General features: G+C 64.1%; 21 protein-coding genes. 16 read left to right on the top strand and 5 right to left on the bottom strand.

The genetic code is table 11. The features are described from left to right. Positions 1 to 10 precede the first annotated feature (10 nt). From H7A12_01235 to H7A12_01205, 7 genes are all read left to right on the top strand, one after another. On the top strand, positions 11 to 763 hold the full coding sequence (locus H7A12_01235; GenBank protein ID MCP5319452.1) for an SDR family oxidoreductase: 753 nt from the start codon (positions 11 to 13) through the stop codon (positions 761 to 763). A 34-nt stretch (positions 764 to 797) separates the two neighbouring features. Further along, complete coding sequence (locus tag H7A12_01230; GenBank protein MCP5319451.1) at positions 798 to 1,832, top strand: zinc-binding dehydrogenase; 1,035 nt, start codon at positions 798 to 800, stop codon at positions 1,830 to 1,832. Between the two features lie 63 nt (positions 1,833 to 1,895). Then, a complete protein-coding gene (gene xth / locus H7A12_01225; GenBank protein ID MCP5319450.1) occupies positions 1,896 to 2,702 on the top strand; it encodes an exodeoxyribonuclease III in 807 nt (268 codons plus the stop codon). A gap of 279 nt (positions 2,703 to 2,981) precedes the next feature. Further along, complete coding sequence (yajC, locus tag H7A12_01220; GenBank protein MCP5319449.1) at positions 2,982 to 3,329, top strand: preprotein translocase subunit YajC; 348 nt, start codon at positions 2,982 to 2,984, stop codon at positions 3,327 to 3,329. Between the two features lie 24 nt (positions 3,330 to 3,353). Beyond that, entirely contained in the window at positions 3,354 to 4,385 is a 1,032-nt protein-coding gene (locus H7A12_01215; GenBank protein MCP5319448.1) for a D-cysteine desulfhydrase family protein, read from the top strand. Positions 4,386 to 4,388: 3 nt separating this feature from the next. Then, a complete protein-coding gene (locus H7A12_01210) occupies positions 4,389 to 5,201 on the top strand; it encodes a DUF2889 domain-containing protein (protein ID MCP5319447.1) in 813 nt (270 codons plus the stop codon). Position 5,202: 1 nt separating this feature from the next. Continuing rightward, positions 5,203 to 6,102 (top strand): 5'-nucleotidase, encoded by a 900-nt coding sequence (locus H7A12_01205; GenBank protein ID MCP5319446.1) that lies wholly within the window; start codon positions 5,203 to 5,205, stop codon positions 6,100 to 6,102. A 30-nt stretch (positions 6,103 to 6,132) separates the two neighbouring features. On the opposite strand, the gene H7A12_01200 is transcribed toward H7A12_01205, so the two are convergent. Then, entirely contained in the window at positions 6,133 to 6,963 is an 831-nt protein-coding gene (locus H7A12_01200) for an urea transporter (GenBank protein MCP5319445.1), read from the bottom strand. Between the two features lie 27 nt (positions 6,964 to 6,990). Then, positions 6,991 to 7,359 carry a DUF202 domain-containing protein gene (locus H7A12_01195; GenBank protein ID MCP5319444.1) on the bottom strand — a complete coding sequence of 123 codons (369 nt, stop codon included), beginning with the start codon at positions 7,357 to 7,359 and terminating at the stop codon, positions 6,991 to 6,993. A gap of 205 nt (positions 7,360 to 7,564) precedes the next feature. On the opposite strand from H7A12_01195, the gene cysB reads away from it, so the two are divergent. Continuing rightward, positions 7,565 to 8,539, top strand: a complete 975-nt coding sequence (cysB, locus tag H7A12_01190) for an HTH-type transcriptional regulator CysB (GenBank protein MCP5319443.1) — start codon at positions 7,565 to 7,567, stop codon at positions 8,537 to 8,539. 81 nt (positions 8,540 to 8,620) lie between these two features. Beyond that, complete coding sequence (thrH, locus tag H7A12_01185) at positions 8,621 to 9,232, top strand: bifunctional phosphoserine phosphatase/homoserine phosphotransferase ThrH (protein MCP5319442.1); 612 nt, start codon at positions 8,621 to 8,623, stop codon at positions 9,230 to 9,232. Here the strand turns inward: thrH and pabB are convergent. Beyond that, complete coding sequence (gene pabB / locus H7A12_01180) at positions 9,219 to 10,619, bottom strand: aminodeoxychorismate synthase component I (GenBank protein ID MCP5319441.1); 1,401 nt, start codon at positions 10,617 to 10,619, stop codon at positions 9,219 to 9,221. The two genes, thrH and pabB, sit on opposite strands and share 14 nt — an antisense overlap. A gap of 231 nt (positions 10,620 to 10,850) precedes the next feature. Here pabB and H7A12_01175 point away from each other — a divergent pair, with 231 nt between their 5' ends. The 6 genes from H7A12_01175 (at position 10,851) to meaB (ending at position 21,483) form a co-directional block, all read left to right on the top strand. Beyond that, on the top strand, positions 10,851 to 12,578 hold the full coding sequence (locus tag H7A12_01175) for an acetyl-CoA carboxylase carboxyltransferase subunit (protein ID MCP5319440.1): 1,728 nt from the start codon (positions 10,851 to 10,853) through the stop codon (positions 12,576 to 12,578). 37 nt (positions 12,579 to 12,615) lie between these two features. Then, on the top strand, positions 12,616 to 15,486 hold the full coding sequence (locus H7A12_01170; GenBank protein ID MCP5319439.1) for a biotin carboxylase: 2,871 nt from the start codon (positions 12,616 to 12,618) through the stop codon (positions 15,484 to 15,486). Beyond that, positions 15,483 to 15,893, top strand: a complete 411-nt coding sequence (gene mce, locus H7A12_01165) for a methylmalonyl-CoA epimerase (GenBank protein MCP5319438.1) — start codon at positions 15,483 to 15,485, stop codon at positions 15,891 to 15,893. The genes H7A12_01170 and mce overlap by 4 nt, the downstream gene beginning before the upstream one ends. A 113-nt stretch (positions 15,894 to 16,006) precedes the next feature. Then, positions 16,007 to 18,247 (top strand): DUF1631 domain-containing protein, encoded by a 2,241-nt coding sequence (locus H7A12_01160; protein ID MCP5319437.1) that lies wholly within the window; start codon positions 16,007 to 16,009, stop codon positions 18,245 to 18,247. Positions 18,248 to 18,361: 114 nt separating this feature from the next. Beyond that, on the top strand, positions 18,362 to 20,515 hold the full coding sequence (gene scpA / locus H7A12_01155) for a methylmalonyl-CoA mutase (GenBank protein ID MCP5319436.1): 2,154 nt from the start codon (positions 18,362 to 18,364) through the stop codon (positions 20,513 to 20,515). A gap of 17 nt (positions 20,516 to 20,532) precedes the next feature. Further along, positions 20,533 to 21,483: a methylmalonyl Co-A mutase-associated GTPase MeaB gene (gene meaB / locus H7A12_01150; protein MCP5319435.1), complete on the top strand. Its 951-nt coding sequence runs from the start codon at positions 20,533 to 20,535 to the stop codon at positions 21,481 to 21,483. A 30-nt stretch (positions 21,484 to 21,513) separates the two neighbouring features. On the opposite strand, the gene H7A12_01145 is transcribed toward meaB, so the two are convergent. After that, the gene (locus tag H7A12_01145) at positions 21,514 to 22,326 is read right to left on the bottom strand and encodes a kinase/pyrophosphorylase (protein ID MCP5319434.1); all 813 of its coding nucleotides are present in this window, start codon (positions 22,324 to 22,326) and stop codon (positions 21,514 to 21,516) included. Between the two features lie 87 nt (positions 22,327 to 22,413). Here H7A12_01145 and ppsA point away from each other — a divergent pair, with 87 nt between their 5' ends. Further along, a complete protein-coding gene (gene ppsA, locus H7A12_01140) occupies positions 22,414 to 24,777 on the top strand; it encodes a phosphoenolpyruvate synthase (protein MCP5319433.1) in 2,364 nt (787 codons plus the stop codon). 18 nt (positions 24,778 to 24,795) lie between these two features. Here the strand turns inward: ppsA and H7A12_01135 are convergent, their stop codons facing one another. Beyond that, positions 24,796 to 25,602, bottom strand: a complete 807-nt coding sequence (locus H7A12_01135) for a helix-turn-helix transcriptional regulator (GenBank protein MCP5319432.1) — start codon at positions 25,600 to 25,602, stop codon at positions 24,796 to 24,798. Positions 25,603 to 25,693 lie beyond the last annotated feature (91 nt).

The raw sequence follows: 25,693 nt of genomic DNA, 5'->3' as shown, positions 1-25,693 counted from the left end.
AGCAGAAGGGATGAAGCGTTTCGCGGACAGGATCTGCCTGGTGACCGGTGCCGCGTCGGGGATCGGGCGTGCCACGGCAGTGCGTCTGGCCAGCGAGGGGGCGACTGTCGCGGTGGCGGACATCAACGAGCAGGGGTTGCGCAGTCTGGAGATCGAGCTTGTGGCAGCCGGCAACACGTGCCTGGTACTGCCTTACGACGCCCTCGACGAGGCTTCGTGTCGCGCACTCCCCGAACGCGTCGTCGAGCGCTCCGGACGCCTCGACGTGCTCTGCAACATCGCCGGTGCGTGCCGTGCCGATCATTTCCTCGAGATGCGACTGAGCGACTGGGACCGCCTCTTTGCGATCAATGTACGCAGTCTGGCAGTGATCTGTCAGGCGGCACTGCCGCACCTGATCGCAAGCCACGGCAACATCGTGAACATGGCATCCGCCTCAGGGCTGTGCGGAGCACCGTACTTCATCGCCTATGCGGCGTCGAAGGCGGCGGTGGTCTCGCTGACCACGAGCCTGGCGGTGGAGTTCAACTCGCGCGGTGTGCGCGTGAATTCGGTCTGCCCCGGAAGCGTGAACACATCGCTGCCGGGGACGTACAGCATTCCGTCCGGTATCGATATGAAAGCGCTGCAACGGGTGTTTCCGATGACACAGCCCGATGCCGAGCCGCGCGAGATCGCCGCAGCGGTCGCGTACCTGGCAAGCGATGAGGCACGCTTCGTGACCGGAGTGGCCTTCAGCATCGACGGCGGGCAGCATTGTTGAGCAACGGATACGGAGGAGCAAAGCAATGGCGACGATGAAGGCAGCGGTATTCGGTGGTGTTGGCGACGTGACGATGCGTGCGGACGTTGCGCGTCCTGCAGCAGGTCCCGGCGAGGTGCTGATCCAGGTGGCAGCGTGCGGCATCTGTGGCAGCGATCTGCACATCTACCGGGTGGATTCGCGTTCCGCGCGCGATATGTACTCCGGCACGCTGCGTGTCGATGCCGACGGGCGGATGATCATCGGACACGAGTTCGCCGGCGTGATCGCCGAGCTTGGTGCCGGCGTCGAGGGATACGCCGTCGGCGATCGGGTGGTCGGCGTTACCGGTGGTGGTGCGATGGCAGAATTCGTGCCCGTGCCGGTCAACCCGTTCCAGTTGGCGCGGATTCCCGACGAGGTGTCGTTCGAGGAGGCTGCAACCACCGAACCGCTGGCGGACAGTCTGCAACTGGTGCGCAAGGCGGCAGTCGCCCCGGGGGAAAACGTGGTCGTCTTCGGCGTGGGCGCGATCGGGCTCGGGGTGGTGCAGGCGCTGCGTGCCCTGGTTCCGGATATCGGTCACATCATGGCGGTCGACGTTTCGGCATCCCGGCTGGCAATGGCACTGGAGGTCGGCGCGAGCGATACGATCAACGCGGCGAGCGAGGACGTGGTCGCTGCAGCCGCACGGATCTGCGGCACGATACCGGTGCTGTTCCCGCCAATGACCCCGCCCGACGTTGCGGTGGTGATCGACTGCGCCGGTTATATCCGTCATATGAAGGGACCGCCGCCGTTGCAGACCGCGCTCGACCTGCTGCGCCCCTGGGGTGGGCGGATCGTATGCTTCGGCGCCTTCGAGGACGAAGTGACGCTGAATCTGACCGACCTGATCCACAAGCAGCCGTTGATCATGGGGTCGCTCGGCTACCAGGCGGAGGAGCTTGTGCAGGCTCTGGAGTTGATGAAGAATCGAAAAATAGATCGCAACAAGCTGATTTCAGACCGTTTTCCAATCGAGAACGTTGCCGACGCGTTCGTCACCCAAGGCAATGGCCGGGCCATCAAGGTGATGGTCTGTCCTTGAACCTTGCAAGACGATGATCCCGCAGGGCGTTGTACGTTGCAGCCCGATGCGGGGGATCGATGCATGAGAATCATCACGTTCAATGCGAACGGCATCCGTTCGGCAGCGGCAAAAGGGTTCTTTGGCTGGCTCGAAGCGCAGGACGCAGACATCGTCTGCGTACAGGAAACGCGCGCGCGCATCGACCAGTTGAACGACGGGCACTTTTTTCCTGCCGGCTACGATTGTCACTACTTCGACGCCCAGCGTCCCGGCTATGCCGGCACCGCGCTCTACCTGCGTCAGCCGCCGCTCGCCGTGCAACGAGGTCTGGGCTGGGATCCCGTCGACAGCGAGGGACGCTGGCTGCAGGCCGACTACGACGGCCTGAGCGTGGTGTCACTGTACCTGCCGTCAGGCAGTTCGGGTGAAGCGCGGCAGGCCGTGAAGTTCGCGCTGATGGAGCGGTTGATGCCGCATCTGCGCCAACTGCGTACAGACGGGCGCGAGTACATCGTTTGTGGCGACTGGAACATCTGCCACAAGGAGATCGACCTGGAGAACTGGCGTGGCAACCGCAAGAACTCCGGTTTCCTGCCCGAGGAACGCGCGTGGCTCGACGTGCTGTTCGGTGAGGTGGGTTTCATCGATGCGTTCCGGGAGGTGAACCCGCAGCCGCGTCAGTACACCTGGTGGTCGAACCGTGGGCGGGCGCGAGAGAACAACGTGGGGTGGCGCCTGGATTACATGGCGGTGACACCGGGGTTGCGCGAGCGGATCCGTGGCGAGTCGATCTACCGGGACGAGCGCTTCTCGGACCACGCACCACTCGCGATGGACTTCGAGTGGAGCCTGCAAGAGGCTGTCGCAAAAGCCTCCGATCCTCGATAGAGGCAGCGTGCGACGATGCCTTCACCTCGGTGGGACGCCGTAAATGCATCCGTGCAGGCTCGAGCGCCGCATCCCTGCGGCGCACGCCCCCCGAGGTGAAGGCATCGCCGCACGTTTCGCAGCGTTTTGCGACGATCTCGATACCCCTGCATCGGGGTTTTGGGTCAAACGCTTGCGGTTGTGAGGCGAAGCCAAAGTCTTTACAGTCGCACCCCGTAAGTTCATTTTGAATATCACGCTTGAAGTATATTTTCCAATCCATTGATTTCAGGAGAATTCATGTTTTTGATTCCGGCTGCACATGCTCAGGGCGCCCCGGCCGCAGGCGGGGATCCGATGATTTCGTTTGCGTTCATGATCGGCATCTTCGCGCTGTTCTATTTCATTGCGATCCGTCCGCAGCGCAAGCGCCAGAAGGAGCACCAGGACATGCTCGGCAAGCTCGCGGTACGTGACGAGGTGGCGACCACGAGCGGAATCCTCGGGCGCGTCACCGCGCTCGAACAGGACTTCGTGGTGCTGAAGGTGGCGGACGACGTCGAGATCAAGCTGCAGAAGTGGGCGGTGCAGAGTGTGCTGCCGAAGGGAACGCTGAAGGGCGTGGGCGCCGCGGGCGAGAAGAAGTGATGTCGCGGTGCCGGGATTGAGCTGATGGACGAGCGGATCTGCGGGCTGGTTGCACCTGCGCGCCTGCAACTGGCTCGCCTTCCCACCCCGCTGGAACCGCTGGATCGGTTGAGCCAGGCGATCGGCGGCCCACGGATCTGGGTCAAGCGCGATGATCTCAGCGAGTGCGCGGCGAGTGGCAACAAGATCCGCAAGCTCGAGTTCACGATCGCCCAGGCGCTCGCCGATGGTGCCGACACATTGCTTACCTGCGGTGGCCTGCAGTCGAATCACTGTCGTGCGACCGCGCTGCTCGGTGCGCGGCTGGGCCTTGGCGTCGAGCTGGTGCTGCGTGGCGAGCCGCAGGGTATTCCGGACGGCAATCTGTTTCTTGATCGACTCGCTGGCGCCGCGGTGCACACTTACCCGGTGCAGCGTTATCAACAGGAACTCGACGAACTGCTCGCCACACACGCGGCGCGGCTGCACGCCGAGGGTCGTCGTCCGTTCCTGATCCCGACCGGAGCCAGCGACGCGATCGGCGTATGGGGCTATGTGGCCGGTGCCGCCGAACTCGCAGCCGACTGCGTGCGGGTTGGCATCGTGCCGCAGCAGGTGGTGTGCGCCACGGGTTCGGGCGGCACCCAGGCCGGGCTTACTGCCGGGCTGGCGCTGGCCGGGATGCCGGCGGAAGTCTGGGGCATGGCGGTCTGTGACGATGCCGCGTGGTTCCGGCGCAAGGTGCGTACCGACCTCGCTGCCTGGAGGCAGCGCTATGGCGTGACGCTCGACGTGGGAGCACTCGGTGTGCATGTGCTCGACGCCTACATCGGCGCCGGCTACGCAAAGGCCGATGCCGCCGTGTTCGCCACGATTGGCGAGCTTGCGCGCGTCGAAGGACTCGTGCTCGATCCGGTCTACACCGGCAAGGCATTCCACGGGATGCTCCAGGAAATCCGCGCTGGGCGTTTCACCGGCAGCGGCGATGTGGTATTCGTGCATACGGGCGGCGTGTTCGGGCTGTTTGCACAGCGTGCAGAAGCGCACGCCGCCGGGCTGCTGGAGCATGGGAGTTGAGCGATGTTCACCAGACCACCGATTCCTCATCCACGTTACGGTGAGCGCGTGTTCCGGCGTCGCATTCGCCTGCTGGCGGACGACGCAACGGTGGTACGCGGTGGGCTTGAGGACAATCTGCATGCGTGCCGACTCAGCCTGCACCACGACGGGCACGTGATCCGCGCGATCGAGGCGCAATGGCTGCGCTATCCGACGCGCATATGTCCGGCGTCCACCACACATCTGGAGCGCCTGGTCGGCCGGCCGCTGACCGGCAGCCGCGCCGAATTCCGCTCCTGGGAAGACCCGCGCACGCACTGCACCCATCTGCACGACCTGCTGGGGTTCGCGGTCGCGCAGGCGCTGCGTGGCACGCCGTCACGCCAGTACGACGTCACGCTGCCTGACCCGCATGAAGGCGAATCGACGCTTGCCGAGGTGGCGCTCGACGGGCGCGTGGTGCATCGCTGGCGCATCGATCACCCGCGGATCGTGACGCCGGTGGAACTTGCGGGTCGCGAAGTGTTGCGTGGTTTCGCTGCGTGGTCGGCCCAGGTCTGGAGCGGCGACGAGCTGGAGGCGGCAGCGGTGCTGCAGATGGCGATCATCGTGGGCACCTCGCAGCGCTGGGACCTGGCAGCCATGCGTCAACGCGCTCCCGATGAAACGCTGAGCGCACGCGAGCGTGCTGCCAATACCTGCTTTGCGTACCAGAACGTGCGATTCGACAGCGCGTTACCGGTCGTCGATTCGGTCCGCGATTACGGCGACGCGCCGGAGGAACTCGTCCGATTCGTGCAACCCGGGTCCAGCGGCCAGACGGACGGTCGATGAGATGGCTGCGGTACTGGGCAACCGGCTGGTGATCGCGATCTCCTCGCGCACGCTGTTCGACCTCGACGCGAGTCACGAGGTCTTCGAACGTGCAGGCCTGGAGGCGTATCACCGCTACCAGATCGAGCACGAGGACGAGGTGCTGGCACCCGGAGACGCGTTCCCGCTGGTGCACAAGCTGCTGGCACTGAACGAGCGCTTGCCCGAGGACACGCGCGTCGAGGTGATCCTCATGTCGCGCAACAGCGCCGACACCGGACTGCGTGTGTTCAACAGCATCCAGCACTACGGCCTGGCGATTTCGCGCGCGGCGTTCTGCGGCGGAGAGAGTCCGTGGCGTTACGTCAGCGCCTTCGGCTGTCACCTGTTCCTTTCGACGGAAGCCGAGGACGTGCGTCAGGCGCTGGAGCAGGGCGTCGCGGCGGCGACCTTCCTGCCGTCGCAGAACTCCGGCCTGGCCGGTCAGCAGATCCGCTTCGCGTTCGACGGCGATGCGGTGCTTTTTTCCGACGAGGCGGAGCAGGTCTACAAGAGCCAGGGACTGGATGCATTCGCACGCAGCGAAACGGCTTCCGCACGCGAACCGCTGAGCGGGGGGCCGTTCAAGGCGTTCCTGGCCGCACTGCAGCGCCTGCAGCACGAATTCCCGCACGACACCTGCCCGATTCGTACCGCGTTGGTGACCGCCCGCTCGGCGCCGGCGCACGAGCGTGTGGTACGCACCCTGCGCGCATGGGGAATACGGATCGACGAATCCCTGTTCCTCGGCGGGCTCGACAAGGGCGAATTCCTGCGTGCTTACGGTGCCGACGTGTTCTTCGACGACCAGCTCGGCCATTGCGACTCGGCAAGCCGCCACGTCGCCACCGGTCACGTACCGCACGGTGTGGCCAACCGCTGAGCGCCCACGCGTAGCGATTGCGCTGGTGGACTAACGCGCCTCCCCGGTTGCAAACCTGCGGGCGATCAGGACGATCCAGGTCGCCAGCACGAAGGGGAAGGTCAGCGCCGGAACGCCGCTCACGAGCAACGCCTTGGTAATCGCGATCGACAGCGCGATGCCAATCACCGGCAAGATGAATCCTCGCGAAACCAGCGCAAGCGCAATGGCGCTCAGCACGGCGTTGTACCCGTGGATTCCCGCGGCGAGCTGATCGGCAGGCCAGCCGAGCGCGGCAGCGGTGGCGACGGCCACGGCCGCACCGAGGGTGGCGAATCCGGCACATCGGGTCGAGTTGATCAGTATCGCAACGACAAAGACCAGGCCGGTCAGCGAATTCCCCTGGAACATGATCTGGCCGAACGCCTGCAGGAATCCGTCCGCGAGCGCATACCCGCTCGTCATGTGGCTCGATCCTGTTGCCTGCCCTGGCGGGATCAGCAGGAACATCAGCCAGACCGTCAGCACGAAAGGAAAGGTATAGGGATTCAGCGAGCGGAGCTGCATCGCACGCATGAGTCCGGTTGCAACCACGACGCTGCAGATTCCTGCCGCAGCAACGACGATCGACAAGGGATGGAAGTGCACGGTCGCAATGCCGACCAGTGCGGCATTGAAGCCGTACAGGCCGTCCCGGGTTTCGGTCGGCGGAAACTTCCCCAGCCACGCCAGCGCCGTGCCCGCCAGCGATCCGAGGCATGCAGCGAACGCAGCAACCGGGGAATTGATGGCGATCGCCAGCACGAACCCGACTCCGGTGGCAGCGTTGCGCTGCAACATGATCTGGCCGAGGCCACGCAGCACGGATAAAAGGAATTCCATCGGAAGATCCGGATTTCGGGTGAGGGATCAGCGCCAGACGAAAAGGATCAGCGCCAACAGCATCCCGAACGCAGCCAGCGCCAGGTTGCCCCAGATACCCCAGCGCGCTGCGTAGTGCGGCGGGAACTCCGCTGGTGTGAGGGACTGCAGCACGACGGCGTACTGCCGGGCCGAGTACGCCGATGTGAACGTGCCCAGCACGATGAAACCGAGCCCCAGCCAGAAACTCGTTTCCATATTGGTTGCATGAATCGAATCCGGTGACATCGCCTGGATCACGATCCGCACACGCTCGACCACGAAGCCGAAAGCCATCAGCGAGAGGCTGGTGCGATTCCACGCGAGCAGGGTGCGTTCGGCTGCAAACAGTACCCTTGGGTCCTTGAGATCGGACATCGACGACTCCCGTACACGTTGGCAGCGATTTAACGCGACCAGGCGTACCGATGGAAGCGCAGCGCGCCCGTTCCGGCATATTTTGCAACCTTGCCGGACTTCCTGCCGGCTTGCCGATCGCCCACCGGCATCGGGTAGCCGCCACTGGCAAGAACCGCTATCCTGCGCGCGTCCTGAACGCGCCTGTTCGCCGATTTCCGACTCCATGAAGCTTCAGCAATTGCGCTACATCTGGGAGGTCGCCCGTCACGACCTGAATGTTTCGGCGACTGCGCAGAGCCTGTTCACGTCGCAACCGGGCATCAGCAAGCAGATCCGCTTGCTCGAGGACGAGCTCGGCGTCGAGATCTTCGAGCGCAGCGGCAAGCATCTCACGCGTGTAACCCCGGTCGGCGAGGCAATCCTCGAGCGCGCCGGCGAGATACTGCGTCGCGTCGAGTCGATCCGGCAGGTGGCGCAGGAGTTTCGCAACGACCAGAAGGGCACGCTGTCGGTCGCAACCACGCACACCCAGGCGCGCTACGCCCTGCCGCCTACGATCAAGGCGTTCATGCAGCGTTACCCGGACGTATCGCTGCACATGCATCAGGGCACTCCGGTCCAGATTGCCGAGATGGCAGTCGACGGCACGGTCGATTTTGCGATTGCGACCGAGGCGCTGGAACTGTTCACCGACCTCGTGATGATGCCGTGCTACCGCTGGAATCGTTGCGTGATCGTGCCCGAAGGGCATCCGCTGACGAACGTCGGACGCCTCACGATCGAGGATGTGGCGGCGTACCCGATCGTGACCTATGTGTTCGGTTTCACCGGTCGCTCGCGTCTCGACGAGGCATTTCACAGCAAGCACCTCACGCCGCGCGTGGTGTTCACCGCGACGGACGCCGACGTGATCAAGACCTACGTGCGGCTCGGCCTCGGCATCGGCATCATCGCGCGCATGGCGGTCGACGAGGCGCAGGATCGTGGGCTGGTGGTGCTCGATGCGAGCCACCTGTTCAAGCCCAGCGTGACCAATATCGGTTTTCGGCGCGGCACCTTCCTGCGTGGCTACATGTACGATTTCATGGAATTGTTTGCACCGCACCTCACGCGCCGGCTCGTCGACCAGGCGTGGCACTGCCAGAGTCGCACCGAGGTGGAGGCGATGTTCGAGCACATCGAGTTGCCGACGTTTTGATTGCACGTAATGACGAATCCGTGACAGCGGCATGCGTCGCATGCAGAGCTCCCATTGCATCCAATCCTGCTGGAGACCCCTGTGGAAATAGCCTGTCTCGACCTTGAAGGCGTGCTGATACCGGAAATCTGGATCGAATTCGCCGAACGCACCGGAATCGCAGAGTTGCGCGCGACCACGCGTGACATTCCCGATTACGACGTGCTGATGAAGCAGCGGTTGCGCCTGCTCGATCAGCACCGGCTGCGCCTGCCCGACATCCAGGCTGTGATCGACACGATGGAGCCGCTGCCCGGTGCGCGTGAGTTCCTCGACTGGCTGCGTGAACGTTTCCAGGTGCTGATCCTGTCCGACACCTACTACCAGTTCTCGGCGCCGCTGATGCGCCAGCTCGGCTGGCCGGCGTTGTTCTGTCACCGGCTCGAGGTCGACGGCGACGGACGCGTCACGAACTACGTGCTGCGCCAGAAGGATCCGAAGCGCCACTCGGTACGTGCGATCCGTTCGCTGAACTTTCGCGTGATCGCAGCCGGTGATTCGTACAACGACACCACGATGCTCGCAGAGGCCGATGCCGGCATCCTGTTCAATGCGCCGGCGAACGTGGTTGCCGAGTTCCCGCAGTTCCCGGCAGTGGAAGGTTATGAAGCGCTGAAGGAGGCGTTTCGGGCTGCCAGCATCAGGGACATCTGATCCCGGGCGCCGCGCTGGCGGCGCGCAGGCCATCGAGCAGCGGTTCGATCTTGGTCAGTGTTTCACGGTACTCGGTACTGCAGTCCGACTCCACCACGATGCCGCCGCCGCCCCAGGCATGCACTTCGCGACCGTCGCAGACCAGCGTGCGGATCGCGATGCTGGTGTCCATCGCACCGTGACGTGACACATAACCTATGGCGCCGCAGTAGACGCTGCGTGGATCCGGCTCGAGTTCGTCGATGATCTGCATCGCACGGATCTTCGGCGCACCCGTGATCGAGCCCCCCGGAAAGCAGCGTGCGAGCACGTCGAGCGGACCGGAGTGCGCGTCGAGGGTGCCGCTGATCACGCTGACCAGATGGTGCACGTTGGCATAGCTCTCCAGGGCGCAGAGTTTTTCCACGCGTACCGAACCGATGCGGCACGAGCGTGCCAGGTCGTTGCGCATCAGGTCGACGATCATCACGTTTTCGGCGTGATCCTTTTCCGAGGCGAGCAAGGCGCGGGCCTGGATCCGGTCGGTCTCGGGTGTGCTGCCGCGGCGTATCGTGCCCTTGATCGGACGCGTCTCGACGTGCGCCCCCGTCACGCGCACGAAACGCTCCGGCGAGAAGCTCAGCACGGCAGTGGCATCGTCTCCCTGCAGGAAGGCCGAGAAAGGCGAGGCGGTACGCGCACGCAGGTGCAGATAAGCCGCCCACGGATCACCGTGGCAGGGTGCACTGAGGCGCTGGGCAAGGTTGACCTGGTAGCAGTCACCGTCGAGCAGATAGCGTTGCACGCGTGCGAATGCCTGTTCATAGCCGCCGGTGCCGAAATTGCTCCGGAATGGACCGTCGAGCAGAAACGGTGCTGCCGGCGGCGACAGCGGCGATTCGAGCGCGGCGAGCACGCGCCGCCGTGTGGCCTCGTCGATTGCGGGAGTAAACAGGGCAACCGCGCTGCGCTGCTCGTGATCCTGCAGCAACGCCCAGCCGTAGATGCCAACCTGCATGTCGGCTGGTGCGTCTGCCGTGCTGCGCAGAGCGAGTCCTGCGCTGCGCCGACCGAGCTCGTACCCGAACCAGCCGATCGCACCGCCCTGGAATGGCCACGCGTCGGGCCTGGACGCAGCAGGGGAAAGATGATCCTCCAGTGCCTGCGCGACGAGCCTGAACGGGTCCAGGGTGCTGTGGGTGACGTGGTCACGCGCGCGAATCGTCGTGAGGTTGCCGCGACTCACGAGTTCGCACAGCGGCAGCGCGCTCAGCACATCGAAGCGTCCTTGCGCACCGTGCGCGCGAACGCTGTCGAGCAGCACCGCACCGGGCAGCGAGCGCAGCCGGGCAAAGTGATCGCAACAGTCGATGCGGTACGGCAGCGGCAGAATCGAGAGTTCGCCCATTGCGCGGGTCTTGCGAAAACAGCTATGGAACGTGTTGATATCATAAACGTAAGTCATTAATATGTCGCGGTTTTTATCCAGTTGGTGACTTCTTGCCAACCCCGTGCCGGAGTGGCACTGCCGGCATGCGGGCTGGCATGGCAAACTGGCGGCCAGATGCCGCAAAACAGATAGCTGTCATGTATTGCGTTGGGCGACGCAGCGCCCGCAAATCCACAGAGGCGAAGTCAGATGAGTGACGACAAGGGCGTGGGTTTTTCGCTGAAGAACCCGTTCGGCAAGGAAGTGGACATGGAGTTCACGGTCCCGGGGCAGATCAGTTACGAGCCGGGGCTCTACGAGCAGACGCTGGCGGCGGGCCATGCGCTGCAGCAGCGTCCGCAGCGTGCTGCCGGCGTGGTCAACATCGAGCGCCAGCACCAGAAGGACCGGATGACGATCTGGGAGCGCATCAAGGTGCTGGCTGACGGCGAGCCGACGGTGCTGTTCCAGAACTGGGGCGAGAATCTCGACGGTGCTTCGCTGGTGACGGCGGTAATCAAGGTGAAGGGCCGTGAAGTCGCGTTGTACGGACACGACTTCACGGTGCGTGCGGGTTCGATGGATGCGACCAACGGACGCAAGCTGGCGCGTCTGTTCGAGCTGGCGGGCAAGCGCCGTATCCCGCTGGTTGGCCTGAACGACAGCGCAGGCGCCTACGTTCCTGCCGGTGTCGGTGGGCTGGACGGCTATGCCGAGGCGTTCACCGCGTTGCGCAAGGTGAGTGGCGTGGTTCCGAGCATCATGTGCATGTTCGGCTTCAACGCCGGCGGCGGTTCCTACCTTCCGCGCCAGGGCAGTTTCGTGATCCAGCCGCGCGGCACCTTCTTCGGCCTTACCGGTCCCGGCGTCGTGAAGTCGGTGCTCGGCGAGGATGTGACGCCCGAGGAACTCGGTGGACCCTCCGTGCACTCGCAATCCGGGGTGACCGACTTCGTGGTCGAGGATGAGGTCGCTGCACTGCGCAAGGTGCGCGAGATCCTGAATTACATTCCCGACAACAACGGTGAGCTTGCGCGCTACCAGCCGACTTCCGATCCCATCGAGCGCAAGACCTGGGATATCGATATCCTGCTGAAAAAGGCGTTCAACTCGCCGACCGGCTTCAACACGCCGTTCGATGCCAGCATCATCATCCAGCAGATCAGCGACCACGGCGATTTCCTCGAGGTCCAGGCCGACCGCGCGCGCAACACGATCACGGCGTTCGGTCGCATGGGTGGACACGTGGTGGGATTCGTGGCCAACAACTCGGCGGTCGCTTCCGGCCAGATCGACATCGACGCGGCGTACAAGAACGCGCGGTTCATCCGTTTCTGCAACCTCTACAACATTCCGATCGTGTTCATGGAGGACACCACCGGCTTCCTGCCCGGGCGCGACCAGGAAACCCGCGGAATCGTGCAGGCGGGGCGTGCGATGCTGGATTCGATCGTCGACCTGCGTACGCCGCGCTTCCTCGTGATCCTGCGCAACGCCTTCGGTGGCGCCTACGCCTCGTACAACAACTACCCGACCGGTGCCGACTTCGTGATCGCGCTGCCGACCACGCGCGCGGCGGTGATGGGGCCTGCCGGCGTGGAGTTCGTCTACAAGGACGAACTGCGTGCGATCCGCGGCCAGCGGCAGGAGCGCATGAGCGCCGAGCTCAGGCGTCTGCGCAGCGACGGCATGCCGGAGGATGAAGCGGTCGCCGTCGCCCGCAATCACGTGGACGCGTGGGTGAAGGAAGGCGAGACCGCTCTCGCACAACGCTACGAGCGCGAGCTGATGAATCCGAACGAGGCGCTGAGCCTCGGTTCGATCTCGCAGATCGTGATGCCGTCCGACCTGCGTCGTGTGATCGGAGAGAACCTCCTGTTCCACCTCGAGCACTACCGTCCGGAACCGTTCTCCGGCGTGCAGCGCGAGTTCCACTGAAACCCGTCTCACCGGCATACATCGCGGAAAACAACCAGTGCGCACAAGCAACGAACACTACCTGAACAACCCCCTGATACATCGCAACCGCAGGCTGGCGCAAAGCGCCTCGACGTGGGTGCGCAGCTTCGCCTGCGAGGACATGCGTCCGCTGATCATCTGTCGCGGCCCGATCCGGCGCGAAGCGATGGACGTCTTCGAGGAAATGGGAATCTGCAGCTACGGCATCCTGCTCTCCGAGAAGGACTCCATCGTCTACAGCAATGCACTGGCGCCGGAGTTGCGCACCCTGACCGACCCCGATCGCGTCCACCGCGTGCCGGACTACACCGGCGCGTCGAAGGAAGAGCGTACGCAGCGCATTCGCCAGATCATCGCGATCGCGAAGGACAACGGCTACGATTCGATCTTCGCCGGCTACGGCTTCATGTCCGAGGACGAGGAACTGGTCAAGGCGATCGAGCAGGCCGGGCTCACGTTCATCGGGCCGTGCAGCCGTACCGTGCGCGGCGCGGGCTTCAAGGACGAGGCAAAGCGCACGGCACTCGCAGTCGGTGTCAGCGTGACGCCGGGCATCGACAACGTCACCGCGCTGACCCTGCTCGCGAAGTCGCCCGACACGCGAGCGTTGCGGGCGCTGGCCGAAGCCAAGAATCTCGACGTCGATCCGGCCGCATTTGCTGCCGACGTCGCACTCGAGACGCAGGCCGACGCCGTGCTGGATGCTTCGTATCGTCGTGGCGTCGACCTGTTCAGCATCGAGGAGCTGTGCACGGAATTGCAGAAGCGCGTAGCGGAGATGTATCACCGCTACCCGCAAAACCGCATCCGGCTGAAGGCGATCGGTGGTGGCGGTGGCAAGGGGCAGCGCATCCTGTCCTCGCCCGAGTCTTTCGACGGCAGGACGCTGGAAGAGCGCATCGCGAAGGCCGCGGCACGTGCGCCCGAACGGGCGCGCGAGATTCTCGGCGAAGTGAAGGCGCTCGGCGTCGGTGACAACAAGAACATCCTGATCGAACTGAATATCGAGACCACGCGCCACCAGGAGATCCAGGTCATCGGCAACGGCACGTGGGCGACCACGCTCGGTGGCCGTGACTGCTCGCTGCAGATGCACGAGCAGAAGCTGCTCGAAGTCTCGGTGACCGAAGAGGAACTGTCGCTGGCGATCGCGGCAGCCAGGGCGGGCGGGCGCACCGAAGAAGCAAGGGTGCTGGAAAGCGACCTCGTGATCCTGCGCCGCATGGAGGACGAAGCGGCGCGTTTCGGGGCTGCGGTCGGGCTCGATTCGGTGTCTACCTTCGAGTGCATCGTCGAGCGCGATCATCACTTCTTCATGGAAATGAACACGCGGATCCAGGTCGAACACCGCGTGACCGAGCTTTGTTACGGATTGCGTTTCGTGAATCCCGACGACCACCGGGATGAATTCGTCGTGGAATCGCTGGTCGAGGCGATGGTGCTGCTGGCACGGCACAAGCAGCGCCTGCCAAAGCCTGGCCGGGTGCACCGCCACAATGCCTCGGTCGAGGCGCGTCTCAACGCGACCAACCAGGCCTTGCAGCCGCACGCCGGTGGCGTGATCCGCAACTGGTCCAACGCGCTCGAGGGCGAGATCCGCGACGACCAGGGCATCAGTCTGCACAATCCGGACACCGGTGTGTTCATGTCCTACACGCTCGCCGGTGCCTACGATTCGAATATCGCACTGCTGCTGACGGTCGGCAACGATCGCCTCGATGGCTACCAGCGTCTGGCCGAAATCCTGCGCATCACGCAGATTTCGGGCAAGGATCTGGCGACCAACCTCGAGTTCCACTACGGCCTGGTGAGCTGGTTCATCGGCGCAGGGATCAACGCACGCCCGACCACGCGGTTCATACTGCCGTATCTGACGGCCGTGGGGCGGCTGCGTGAATGCGCGGTGCATATCGATCTCGAGCACACACTCGCGCAACTGCGCCGTGCGGCGCTGGCGACGGTAAAGGACGCGGGAGCACGCAAGGCACTGGAGGGCTGTTTCGATCGCAAGCAGACGCTGTTGCTGCGCCCGATCCAGAAGCTGTTCGCCGAACCGCATCTGCTGTCCGGCTGGCTGAGCCGCTACCGCGACAGCTTCGCGATCGCCAACGACGCGTTGGAGTTCCGGCGCAACCCGATCGAGCTGCTGGCCGATACCTACCATTTTCTGAACATGGAGTGGCGCGAGTCGTGCCCGCCCGCGTACATGATCTGGGACCATGACAACGCACTGCTGCAGGATGCACTGGCTTTCTACGACGCGCTCGCCGAGCGGCTCGGAACGCGCGAGTGGAGCACAACCTGTACCGCACTCGCATCTGTGCAGGCAGTGGTCGGGGTCGACGCACCGACCTGGGAGGCAGTGCGCGCTGCACACGCGGGCTACCAGGCAGCGTTCGATCTGTTGCTGGTGCTGCCGTACGTGGCGCGGGTCGGGGATTTCTTTTCGCTGCGGGTAAATCCCGATCTGTCGATCCATATTCCGGATGAATTGCTGGTTCCCGGGCACCAGACGGAAATGGCGAAGGTGCTGGTACCACCCCCGGTGGCCAAATCGGATGAAATCCTTGCGGTCAGCGGCGGCATGTTCTATCCGCGCGAAGCGCCCGGTGCGCCGGAGTTCGTTGGCGAGGGGCAGCACTTCGACCAGGGCGATCCGCTTTACATCGTCGAGGTGATGAAAATGTTCAACAAGGTGTACGCCCCGTTCAGCGGCACGATCGAGAAGGTGCTGGTGAACGGTGAGGGCGTCATCATCAAGAAGGGGCAGCCGGTGTTCAAGGTGATTCCTGACGAGCGCATCGTCGAGGAATCTCCCGAAGAAAGGCAGCAGCGCAGAATCGCCGCGACTGCACGCTTCCTGGCCGCACTGGAGGCAAAGGCATGATTACCGGACTGGATCATATCGCGATCGCGGTACCCGACCTGGAGCGTGCGATCCGGCGCTTCATGGATGATTTCGGACTGCCGTTCGAAGGCACCGAAGCGGTGGAATCGGCGCGCACCACCACCGCGTTCTTTCCGCTGCCGCCGACCAGCATCGAGCTGGTGCACCCGTTGCGAGGCGAGGGGCCGATCGCGAAGTATCTCGAAAAGAAGCCCGGTGGCATTCATCATCTGTGTTTCCGCAGCGACGACATCGATGCGGATGTCGCACGCCTCAAGGCGAAGGGATACCAGTTCCTCAGCGAGGAGCCGGCACCTGGCGCTCACGGCTGCCGCGTGATCTTCATCCACCCGAAGAGCTGCGACGGGGTGCTGATCGAGCTGAGTCAGCCTCCGGCGGACCATTGACCCTGCTGCCGGACGCGGCATCGACGATCTGTGAGCTTGCGCACAACCGCACTGCAACATCTTCTGCTATATAAAAGGCCAGGCAGGAAAAGGTGGGCAGGGAGTCACGGGCGATGAATGGGCGCACGGACGGTTCGGCAACGGAAGTGAAATCCTCGTCGGCAGAGTTGCTGCAGGCTCTTGCCGTGCTGGCGAGCAAGACCGTGGCACCGTTGCTCGACGGGATGTTCGGCGCCTGTGATGGCGCGCTGTTCGACCTCGCCAGCGGTGCCGCCGGTACCTACGACGAGCAACGTCTGCTCGATTTTCGCCGTGAATTGCAGCGCAAGCGCACGACGATCGCCACGCGTTTCGTCGAACAGCTGATGGCGGAGTTCGCCCGCTTCCAGCGGCCGGCTGCATCCAGCGAACGGTTGAATATCGACGAGCTGACGCTGATCCCGCCGGAGCAGATCGAGCGTCAGCTGATGGTTTCCGGCGGCGTTTCGCGTGTCCGCAGCGAACTGCAGCTCATGCTCGCGGATCTGCATGAGCGGATGCTCAGTCTGGTGCCATCGGCAGCCGAGATGAACGAGGCGGATAATCCCTTCGATCCGGGGCGTATCGCACAGGCATTCCTCGATGCCTGCCAGGAACTCGAGAGCGACATCAAGTGCCTGCGCGTGCTCTGCCAGCAGTTTGATGCGCACGTGCTCGGTCGCCTTGGTGCGGTCTACCAGCGTGGGAACCAGGTGCTGGTCGACGCGCGCGTGCTTCCGCTGCTCGGGGCTGCTGCGGCTCGCGGAAATGCAACGCCGCGCCGTGATCAGGCGCCGGAGCCGGTCGTGCGTGCGGACCCGGATCCTGCAGACGCAGTGACACCCATGGCGGGTGCGGGCACCACAGCGCCAGGCGCAGTGGATATGCGCGGTGGCTTCGGGGAGCTGTCTGCGTTGCTGCAGCGGGTGCGCGGCTCCGGTTCACCGTTGACATTCACCGGGTTGTCGCCGGGCGGTGGCATCGCGACGGCGGGTGCCGTGAGCCTGGGGGCAGGCGAACTCGTTGCTTTGCTCGGCGACCTGCAGACCGGGCGCGGGTGGCCGGGTGGTGTTGCCGGGACTTCCGCAGATATCCGCTCGGCGCTGGGGTCGATCGCCGCACGGCGCGGTGCATTGCGCCTTGGAGCAGCGGAAGGCGATGTGGTGGACATCGTCACGCTGATCTTCGATACCCTGGCGGACGACAAGGATCTGCCACTGGCGATCCAGGTCCTGCTGTCGCGGCTGCAGCTGCCGGTACTCAAGCTCGCGTTGAACGATCGCGGATTCTTTGGCGATCGACTGCATCCCGCGCGCCAACTGATCAACGCGATCGCCCGTGCCGGACGCGGCTGGGACGGGCACGAGCAGGATGCACAGGATACGCTGCTCGAGCAGATACGAGCCCTGGTCGAAGGGCTTGCCGCCGATGCACAGGCCGGACGCGAGGCATTCGCGCAGGCGTTGCAGCAATTGCAGTGCGCAATCGAGCGCGCGGAGCAACGGGCGGTCAAACTCGAACGCCGCACCAGCGAGAAGGCCGTCGCCGATGCCCGTCTCGCGGCAGCACGTGAGGCAGTGCATGCGGTGATGCAGCAGAAGCTCGATGGACGGGATCTTCCGGTTGCGTTGCTCGAATTCTTCAACGCGGACTGGCAACGAACGCTGCAACTGTTCTTCCTGCGCAAAGGCCCCGACAGCGCCGAGTGGCTGGACGCGGTGGCGATGGTGGAGGATTTGCCGCGTTCACTGGTGGCACCCCAGGACCTGCTTGCACGCGGCGCGCTTGCGCGAGTGCTGCCGGGGATCTACGCGCGGCTCGAGCAGGCGCTTGAGCACACGCAGGGCAACACGGTCGAAGCGCAGGCTCGCATCGAGGGTATCCGCGAGTTGCACCGCCACCTGCTCGAACCACCGGCAGCCGTGTCGGCACGGGTGGTGCCGATCGAGCGGGCACGCATCCAGCCGCCCCCGGTGATTCCGCCACGGGCGAACGATAGGACTGTGACGCGTCCTGCGGCCGACACCGAGGCGCCACGTGTGGCACTCAGTCTCGAGTCGCTGCAGCGAGCCGATGCGGTTGCCGTCGGGACCTGGTTCGAAATCAGCGACAGTGCGGGCAGTGCCCGACGCTGCAAGCTTTCAACGCGCATCGACGAGACACGGATGCTGCTGTTCTGTGACCGCAACGGTCGTCTGGTACGCGAGGCTTCGCGCAAGTCCTTTGCCTACGCCCTGCAGACCGGCGAATGGCGCATCATCGAAGACGAACCCCTGCTCGAGCGCACCCTCGAACGGATCACCGGAGATTTGCGCCGCCGCGCCAGCGCTGGCTGAGCCGGCGTGGCGTGCATGCTGCGGTGCGCCAACCGTTGAGACGACTTCACCGCGGCTATAAACTCGCCCCGTTGCGGCGCCGCGTCCGGCGCTGACCGTAAGGAGTGCATGACAATGGCGGAGTGGCCTTATCGCCCCGCGGGCGGATCGCGTGCGGAATGGGAGAAGATCGTCGGCAAGCAACTCGGTGGTGCTTCGCCCGCGACGCTGGACACCATGACGCCGGAAGGCATCACGTTGAAGGCCCTGTATACCGCCGAGGACACGGCGCACCTGTCGTTCACGGATACCTGGCCCGGAATCGAACCCTTCGTGCGCGGCCCGCAAGCGACCATGTACGTGGGACGGCCATGGACGATCCGTCAATACGCGGGCTTCTCGACCGCAGAGGAATCGAATGCGTTCTACCGCAAGGCGCTTGCCGCAGGCGGTCAGGGAGTTTCGGTAGCCTTCGACCTCGCAACGCATCGTGGCTATGACTCGGATCATCCACGCGTGGTCGGTGACGTCGGCAAGGCGGGTGTTGCCGTCGACAGCGTCGAGGACATGAAGATCCTGTTCGACGGTATTCCCCTTGACCGCGTCTCGGTATCGATGACGATGAACGGGGCGGTGTTGCCGGTGCTTGCCGGCTACATCGTCGCAGCCGAGGAGCAGGGCGTTGCGCAGGAGCAGCTTTCGGGAACGATCCAGAACGATATCCTGAAAGAGTTCATGGTCCGCAATACCTACATCTACCCGCCGGTTCCGTCGATGCGCATCATCGGCGACATCATCACCTACACCTCGCGGCACATGCCGCGCTTCAATTCGATCTCGATCTCCGGGTACCACATTCAGGAAGCCGGCGCGGATGCAGCACTGGAACTCGCGTACACGCTCGCCGACGGCAAGGAGTACGTACGCACTGCCGCTGCTGCCGGACTCGCCATCGACGATTTTGCGCCGCGGCTGTCGTTTTTCTTCGGCATCGGCATGAACTTCTATATGGAAGTGGCGAAGCTGCGTGCGGCACGCCTGCTGTGGGCGCGCATCATCGACGGTTTCGGCCCGAAGAACTCGAAGTCGAAGATGCTGCGTACGCACTGCCAGACCTCCGGTTGGTCGCTTACCGAGCAGGACCCGTACAACAACGTGGTGCGTACGACGATCGAGGCGATGGCAGCCGTGTTCGGTGGTACGCAATCGCTGCACACCAACTCACTCGATGAGGCGATTGCGTTGCCGACCGAGTTCTCGTCGCGCATTGCACGCAACACGCAGCTCATCATCCAGGAGGAAACCGGGATCACGAACACCATCGATCCGTGGGGCGGCTCTTACCTGATGGAGTCGCTGACGCAGCAGCTGGCGGATCGGGCCTGGGAGCTGATCAGCGAAATCGAGGAACAGGGCGGAATGGCGCGCGCAATCGAAACCGGCATGCCGAAGATGCGCATCGAGGAATCGGCAGCGCGCAAGCAGGCGCGTATCGACCGTGGCGAAGACGTGATCGTCGGCGTGAACAAGTACCGTCTGGCCAGCGAGGAGCCGGTGGAAATCCTCGAAATCGACAACCGCGTGGTACGCGAGGCGCAACTCGATCGCCTGGCACGGATTCGGGCGGGACGCGATGCGAAGGCGGTACAGGAAGCACTCGATGCACTGGCACACGCCGCGAAATCCGGTGAAGGCAACCTGCTTGACCTGGCGATTCGGGCCACGCGGCTGCGTGCCACCGTCGGCGAGATATCCGACGCGCTGGAGCGCGAGTGGGGCCGTTACAGCGCCAGCGCAAACACCATTTCGGGTGTCTACGGTGCTGCCTTCGGCAAGGACGAGGACTGGGTGGCGCTGCGCGGCGATGTCGAGGCGTTCGTTACACGCCACGGACGGCGCCCGCGCATGCTGGTATGCAAGATGGGCCAGGACGGGCACGACCGTGGTGCCAAGGTGGTGGCCACCGCCTTCGCCGATGTGGGTTTCGATATCGACCTGTCCCCGATGTTTTCCACGCCAGCCGAAGTGGCGCGCCAGGCGATAGAGAACGACGTGCACGTGATCGGTGCATCGTCGCTGGCAGCAGGGCACAAGACGTTGGTACCGGAGTTGATCGAGGAACTGCGGCGCCAGGGGGCAGGAGATATCGTGGTGATTGCCGGTGGCGTGATACCGCGTCAGGACTACGAGTATCTGTACGCGGCGGGCGTCACCTGCGTGTTTGGTCCCGGTACGCGCATCCCGCAGGCCGCGCGTCAGGTACTCAACGCAATCGAAGCAGTGGGCTGAGTACCGACGTGGCGGGTATCGACGTAGATGCACTGCGCAGCGGCCAGCGGCGGGCGCTTGCCAAGGCGATTACGCTGATCGAGAGTTCGCGGCAGGACGACCGGGCCGCAGCCCAGGACCTGCTCGAACGTCTGCTGCCATACACCGGGCAAAGCATCCGTATCGGCATCAGCGGCATTCCTGGCGTGGGCAAGTCGACCTTCATCGAAGCATTCGGCATGGAACTCGTTCGCGGTGGCCATCGCGTCGCGGTACTGGCGGTGGACCCGAGCTCACCGGTGGCCGGTGGCAGCATCCTCGGCGACAAGACGCGCATGGAGACCCTGGCGCGCGAAGAGGCAGCGTTCATCCGTCCATCCCCGTCGCAGGGAGCTCTGGGTGGTGTGGCCCACAAGACGCGCGAGACGATGCTGCTTTGCGAGGCAGCGGGATACGACGTCATCCTCGTGGAGACCGTGGGTGTGGGCCAGTCCGAGTACGAGGTCGCTGCGATGGTCGACTTCTTCCTGGTGCTGATGCTGCCGAACGCCGGTGACGAGTTGCAGGGAATCAAGCGCGGGATCATGGAGCTCGCCGATGCGCTGGTCGTGAACAAGGCCGATGGCGAGAGCGTCGGGCTTGCCCAGCGCACGCGTCGCCACTACCAGAACGCGATGAACCTGCTCTCGCACAGCGGATTCTGGGTGCCGCGCGTGCTGACCTGTTCCGCGACCGAGAACCGGGGCATCACGGAAGTCTGGAAAATGATCGAAGAGTACCGCGGCGGTGCCGAGGCGAGCGGGGAACTGCAACGCAATCGCGCACTGCAGAACGCGCAGTGGCTGCGCCGGCTGATCAGCGAGCTGCTCGAGCAGCGCTTTCGCACCGACCCGCGTGTACGCGATGAACTGCCGCGCCTCGAGGAGCGCGTGGTGCGGGGCGAAATGACACCGTACGCGGCTGCCGTGCGGCTGCTGGGCAGTGCCTGACGCGGGCGCCGACGGTGCCTGCCCATCGCCTCACTTGCGACCGCGCAACTCCTTTTCCATCATGATCCGGGTTGCGATTTCCTCGACCGACATGCGGGTCGAATTCAGGTAGGGGATGCGGTGGCGGCGCAGCATGGCCTCGCACTGGCGCACCTCGTCCTCGCACTGGCGCAGTGAAGCGTAACGACTCCGGGGGCGGCGCTGTTCGCGGATTTCGGCGAGGCGAGGCGGGTCGATCGTGAGTCCGAACAGCCGTTCCTGATAGCGCGTCAACACCGGGGGCAGGCGCATGGATTGCAGGTCATCGTCGGTGATCGGATAGTTGGCTGCGTGCACGCCGAACTGCATTGCCAGGTAGATGCACGACGGGGTCTTGCCGCTGCGTGACACGCCGACCATGATCACATCGGCCTTCGCATAGTCGCTGCCGCTGGCGCCGTCGTCGTTCGCCATCGCGTAGTGCACGGCCTCGATGCGTGCGTGATAGATGTTGCTCTGCGGGTCATGCACGCGCCCGACCGTGAACGTGGACGGCGCACCGAGCGCCTGTTCGAGCGGGGCCAGAAAGGTCGAAAAGATGTCGAACATCGCACCCCGCGAAGAAGCGATGATCTGGCGCAGGCGCTGGTCGATCACGGTGTCGAATACGATCGGGCGCTCGCCGTCGCGAGCTGCGATGGCGTCGATGCGCGCAACCGCGTTATGGGCGCGCTCTTCGGTGTCCACATAGGGCAGGCGCACGAAGTCGAAGGCGACGCCCTCGAACTGCGCCAGCAGCGCCTCGCCGAGCGTCTCGGCCGTGATGCCGGTGCCATCGGAGATGAAGAAAGCGGTTCTTTTCATGGTGTTGTCCGGGTGACTCGCAAGGCAGATTCTGCCATGTTAGCGGCCCGCGGTGATCGGGATCTTGTTCAGGGAGGCAAGTACAGCATGACACGGCATCTGGTCTGGTTCGACGAACTGGGAATGGGCGATGTGGCACGGGTGGGGGGCAAGAATGCCTCGCTCGGGGAGATGATCAGCTCGCTCGCGCACGCCGATGTGCGCGTTCCCGACGGCTTTGCGACCACTGCCGATGCGTACCGGGAATTCCTGGCACAGGACGGACTCGATCGGCGGATCGCCGAGCGCCTGGCCGTACTGGACGTCGATGATGTCGCGGAACTCGCACGTGCCGGTGCCGAGATCCGTGGCTGGATTCGTGCTGCTCCCTTGTCGCAGGCACTGCGGGCGGAGGTCGAAACCGCCTACGCCCGACTCGGGGAGGGCCGTGAAGTGGCGGTTGCGGTGCGATCCTCGGCGACTGCGGAGGATCTGCCCGATGCGTCGTTCGCCGGTCAGCAGGAAACGTATCTGAATATCCGCGGACTCGACCGCGTGGTCGAAGCCATCCACGAAGTGTTCGCCTCGCTGTTCAACGACCGCGCGATCGCCTATCGCGTGCACAAGGGTTTCGATCACGCGCAGGTGGCGCTGTCAGCCGGAATCCAGCGCATGGTGCGCAGCGAAACCGGTGCCAGTGGCGTGATGTTCACGCTCGATACGGAGTCTGGCTTCAACGGTGTCGTATTCATCACCGCGGCCTATGGACTCGGGGAAACCGTGGTGCAGGGAGCGGTCAACCCCGACGAGTTCTATGTGTTCAAGGAGACGCTGCAACGCGGCAAGGACGCGATCGTACGGCGCAACCTGGGCGACAAGAAGCTGCGCATGGTGTACACGCAGGATGCTGCAGTCGGTGCAACCACGGTCACCGAGACGGTTCCGGAGGAGTTGCAGCACCGGTTCTGCATTTCCGACGACGAGGTGCTGGAACTCGGTCGCATCGCGATGCGCATCGAGGCGCATTACGGGCGTGCAATGGACATCGAGTGGGCCCGTGATGGTGACGACGGTCGTCTCTACGTGCTGCAGGCACGCCCGGAAACGGTGCGCAGCCAGCAACGCCCGGGCCGCGTCGAGCGCTATCTGCTGCGTGAGAAAGGCAAGCTGCTGTGCGAAGGACGGGCGATCGGGCATCGTATCGGCTCGGGAGTGGTGCGCGTGATTCGTGACGTTGCCGCGATGGAGCAGGTGCGCGAGGGTGACGTGCTGGTCACCGACATGACCGACCCGGACTGGGAACCGATCATGAAGCGCGCAGCTGCCGTGGTCACCAATCGCGGCGGGCGTACCTGTCACGCGGCGATCATCGCACGCGAACTCGGCATTCCGGCGGTGGTCGGCTGTGGCAATGCAACCGAGACGATTCCGGACGGGCAGGTGGTCACGGTTTCGTGCGCCGAAGGCGAACAGGGACACGTCTATGCGGGCCGGCTCGACTACGAGGTCGCCAGTGACGATGTGAGCGTGATGCCGCCGTTGCCGTTCAAACTGATGATGAACGTCGGGAATCCCGACCGTGCGTTCGATTTCTGCCAGTTGCCGAACGACGGAGTCGGGCTTGCCCGACTCGAATTCATCATCAACCGCATGATCGGCGTGCACCCGAAGGCACTGCTCGAATTCGACCGTCTGGACGGCGAACTGCGTGATGCGGTGGCGCGACGCATCCGCGGTTACACGTCACCGACCGAGTACTTCGTGGCGAAGCTGAGCGAAGGTGTCGCGACCATCGCTGCTGCCTTCCATCCGAAGCCGGTGATCGTGCGTCTGTCCGACTTCAAGTCGAACGAATACGCGCATCTGGTCGGAGGGCAGCGTTACGAGCCGGTCGAGGAAAATCCGATGCTCGGTTTCCGCGGTGCCTCACGCTATATCGACGCAGGGTTCCGCGACTGTTTCGAACTCGAATGTCGCGCGTTGCGCTACATCCGTGACGAGATGGGGCTCGACAACGTGGAAGTCATGGTGCCTTTCGTGCGTACCGTGGCCGAGGCAAGTGCGGTAGTGGAGCTGCTGGCAGCGAACGGGTTGCGGCGCGGCGAGAACGGGTTGCGCGTGATCATGATGTGCGAGATCCCGAGCAACGCCCTGCTTGCCGAGCGTTTCCTGGAACATTTCGACGGCTTCTCGATCGGCTCCAACGACCTCACGCAGCTGACGCTCGGGCTGGACCGGGATTCCGGGTTGGTGGCAGGAATCTTCGACGAACGCGACGAGGCGGTGAAAATGCTGCTGAAATTCGCCATCGATGCCTGCAATCGCCACCGGCGCTACATCGGCATCTGCGGGCAAGGACCGTCAGACCACCCGGATCTGGCTGCGTGGCTGGTCGAACAGGGGATCCAGAGCATGTCGCTGAACCCGGATGTGGTCGTCGACAGCTGGCAACGGCTCGCGACGCTGCATTAGCCAGCAAGGGGAAGCGACTCAGCCACGTGAGGGGCGACGTGCGGTGCTGCGGCGCTTGCGCATTGGTGCGCGCCGTGCAGCGGGACGCGGGTGTTCGTCGTCCTCGATGGACTCGCTGTCGTCGCGGGCCTCGTCGTCACTGTCCGGTGACTCTGCCGACGCAGGCTGATCGGCTCGCAAGATGAATTGCATCGCGAGATCGAAGGCCTGCCGGGTGAACTGCAGCACGTGGTCGAAGTTTGCGTCGGAAAGCGTGCGCGCTGCGTCGTGACGGCGATAGATATTGATGAAGTTGCGTTCGCGCTCGAACTGCAACGGCAACCTGTCGATCTTCAATTCGTGCAGGATTTCCCACAGCCGTGGGTGATAGGTACGCGTGTACTTCAACACGAACGGCAGCGGATCATTGCGTGCAACCAGCGAAGCGAGTCGCAGGATCAGTTCGAAGGAAATGACTTCGCGTCCGCTCTCGATCGCCTCCCAGGCGTTCTTGTCGCGCAGGTTCAGCGCCGCACTGATTTCGGTTGCCGTCATGCCGGCAACTTTGCGTATGTCGCGCAGCGATTCACCAGCCCTTGCCATCATGCGCAACTGCTCCGGCGTACGTGCGATGACACGGGCAGCGCTGTCGCGGGTGCGTGACGCGAGACGCCAGGCCGAACTGGTCAGGTCGGTCGTCAATCCACCCAGGCTGCCGAGCAGGCTGCCGAGTGCCGACTCGCCACGAGCCGGCTCCTCGGGAGGAGCGGGCTGCGTGCGGGCGGGTTGCGGTTTGCGCACACTGCGGGGCCGGATCCTTTTCCGGCCCCGGCTGCTGCCCTTCATGCTGGTGTCTCCGCGCTCGATCCGGGTTCGTTGCCGATTGTGCACCGGTGCTTGCGTGAGTGTAGATCAATGCCGAGGCGTGAGCGCGTGT

The sequence above is a fragment of the Pseudomonadales bacterium genome (assembly GCA_024234165.1).
In the GTDB taxonomy this organism is placed as follows: domain Bacteria; phylum Pseudomonadota; class Gammaproteobacteria; order Pseudomonadales; family UBA5518; genus UBA5518.
Note: the sequence above shows the minus strand (reverse complement) of the source record. Positions and strands in the feature narration are given on the sequence as shown.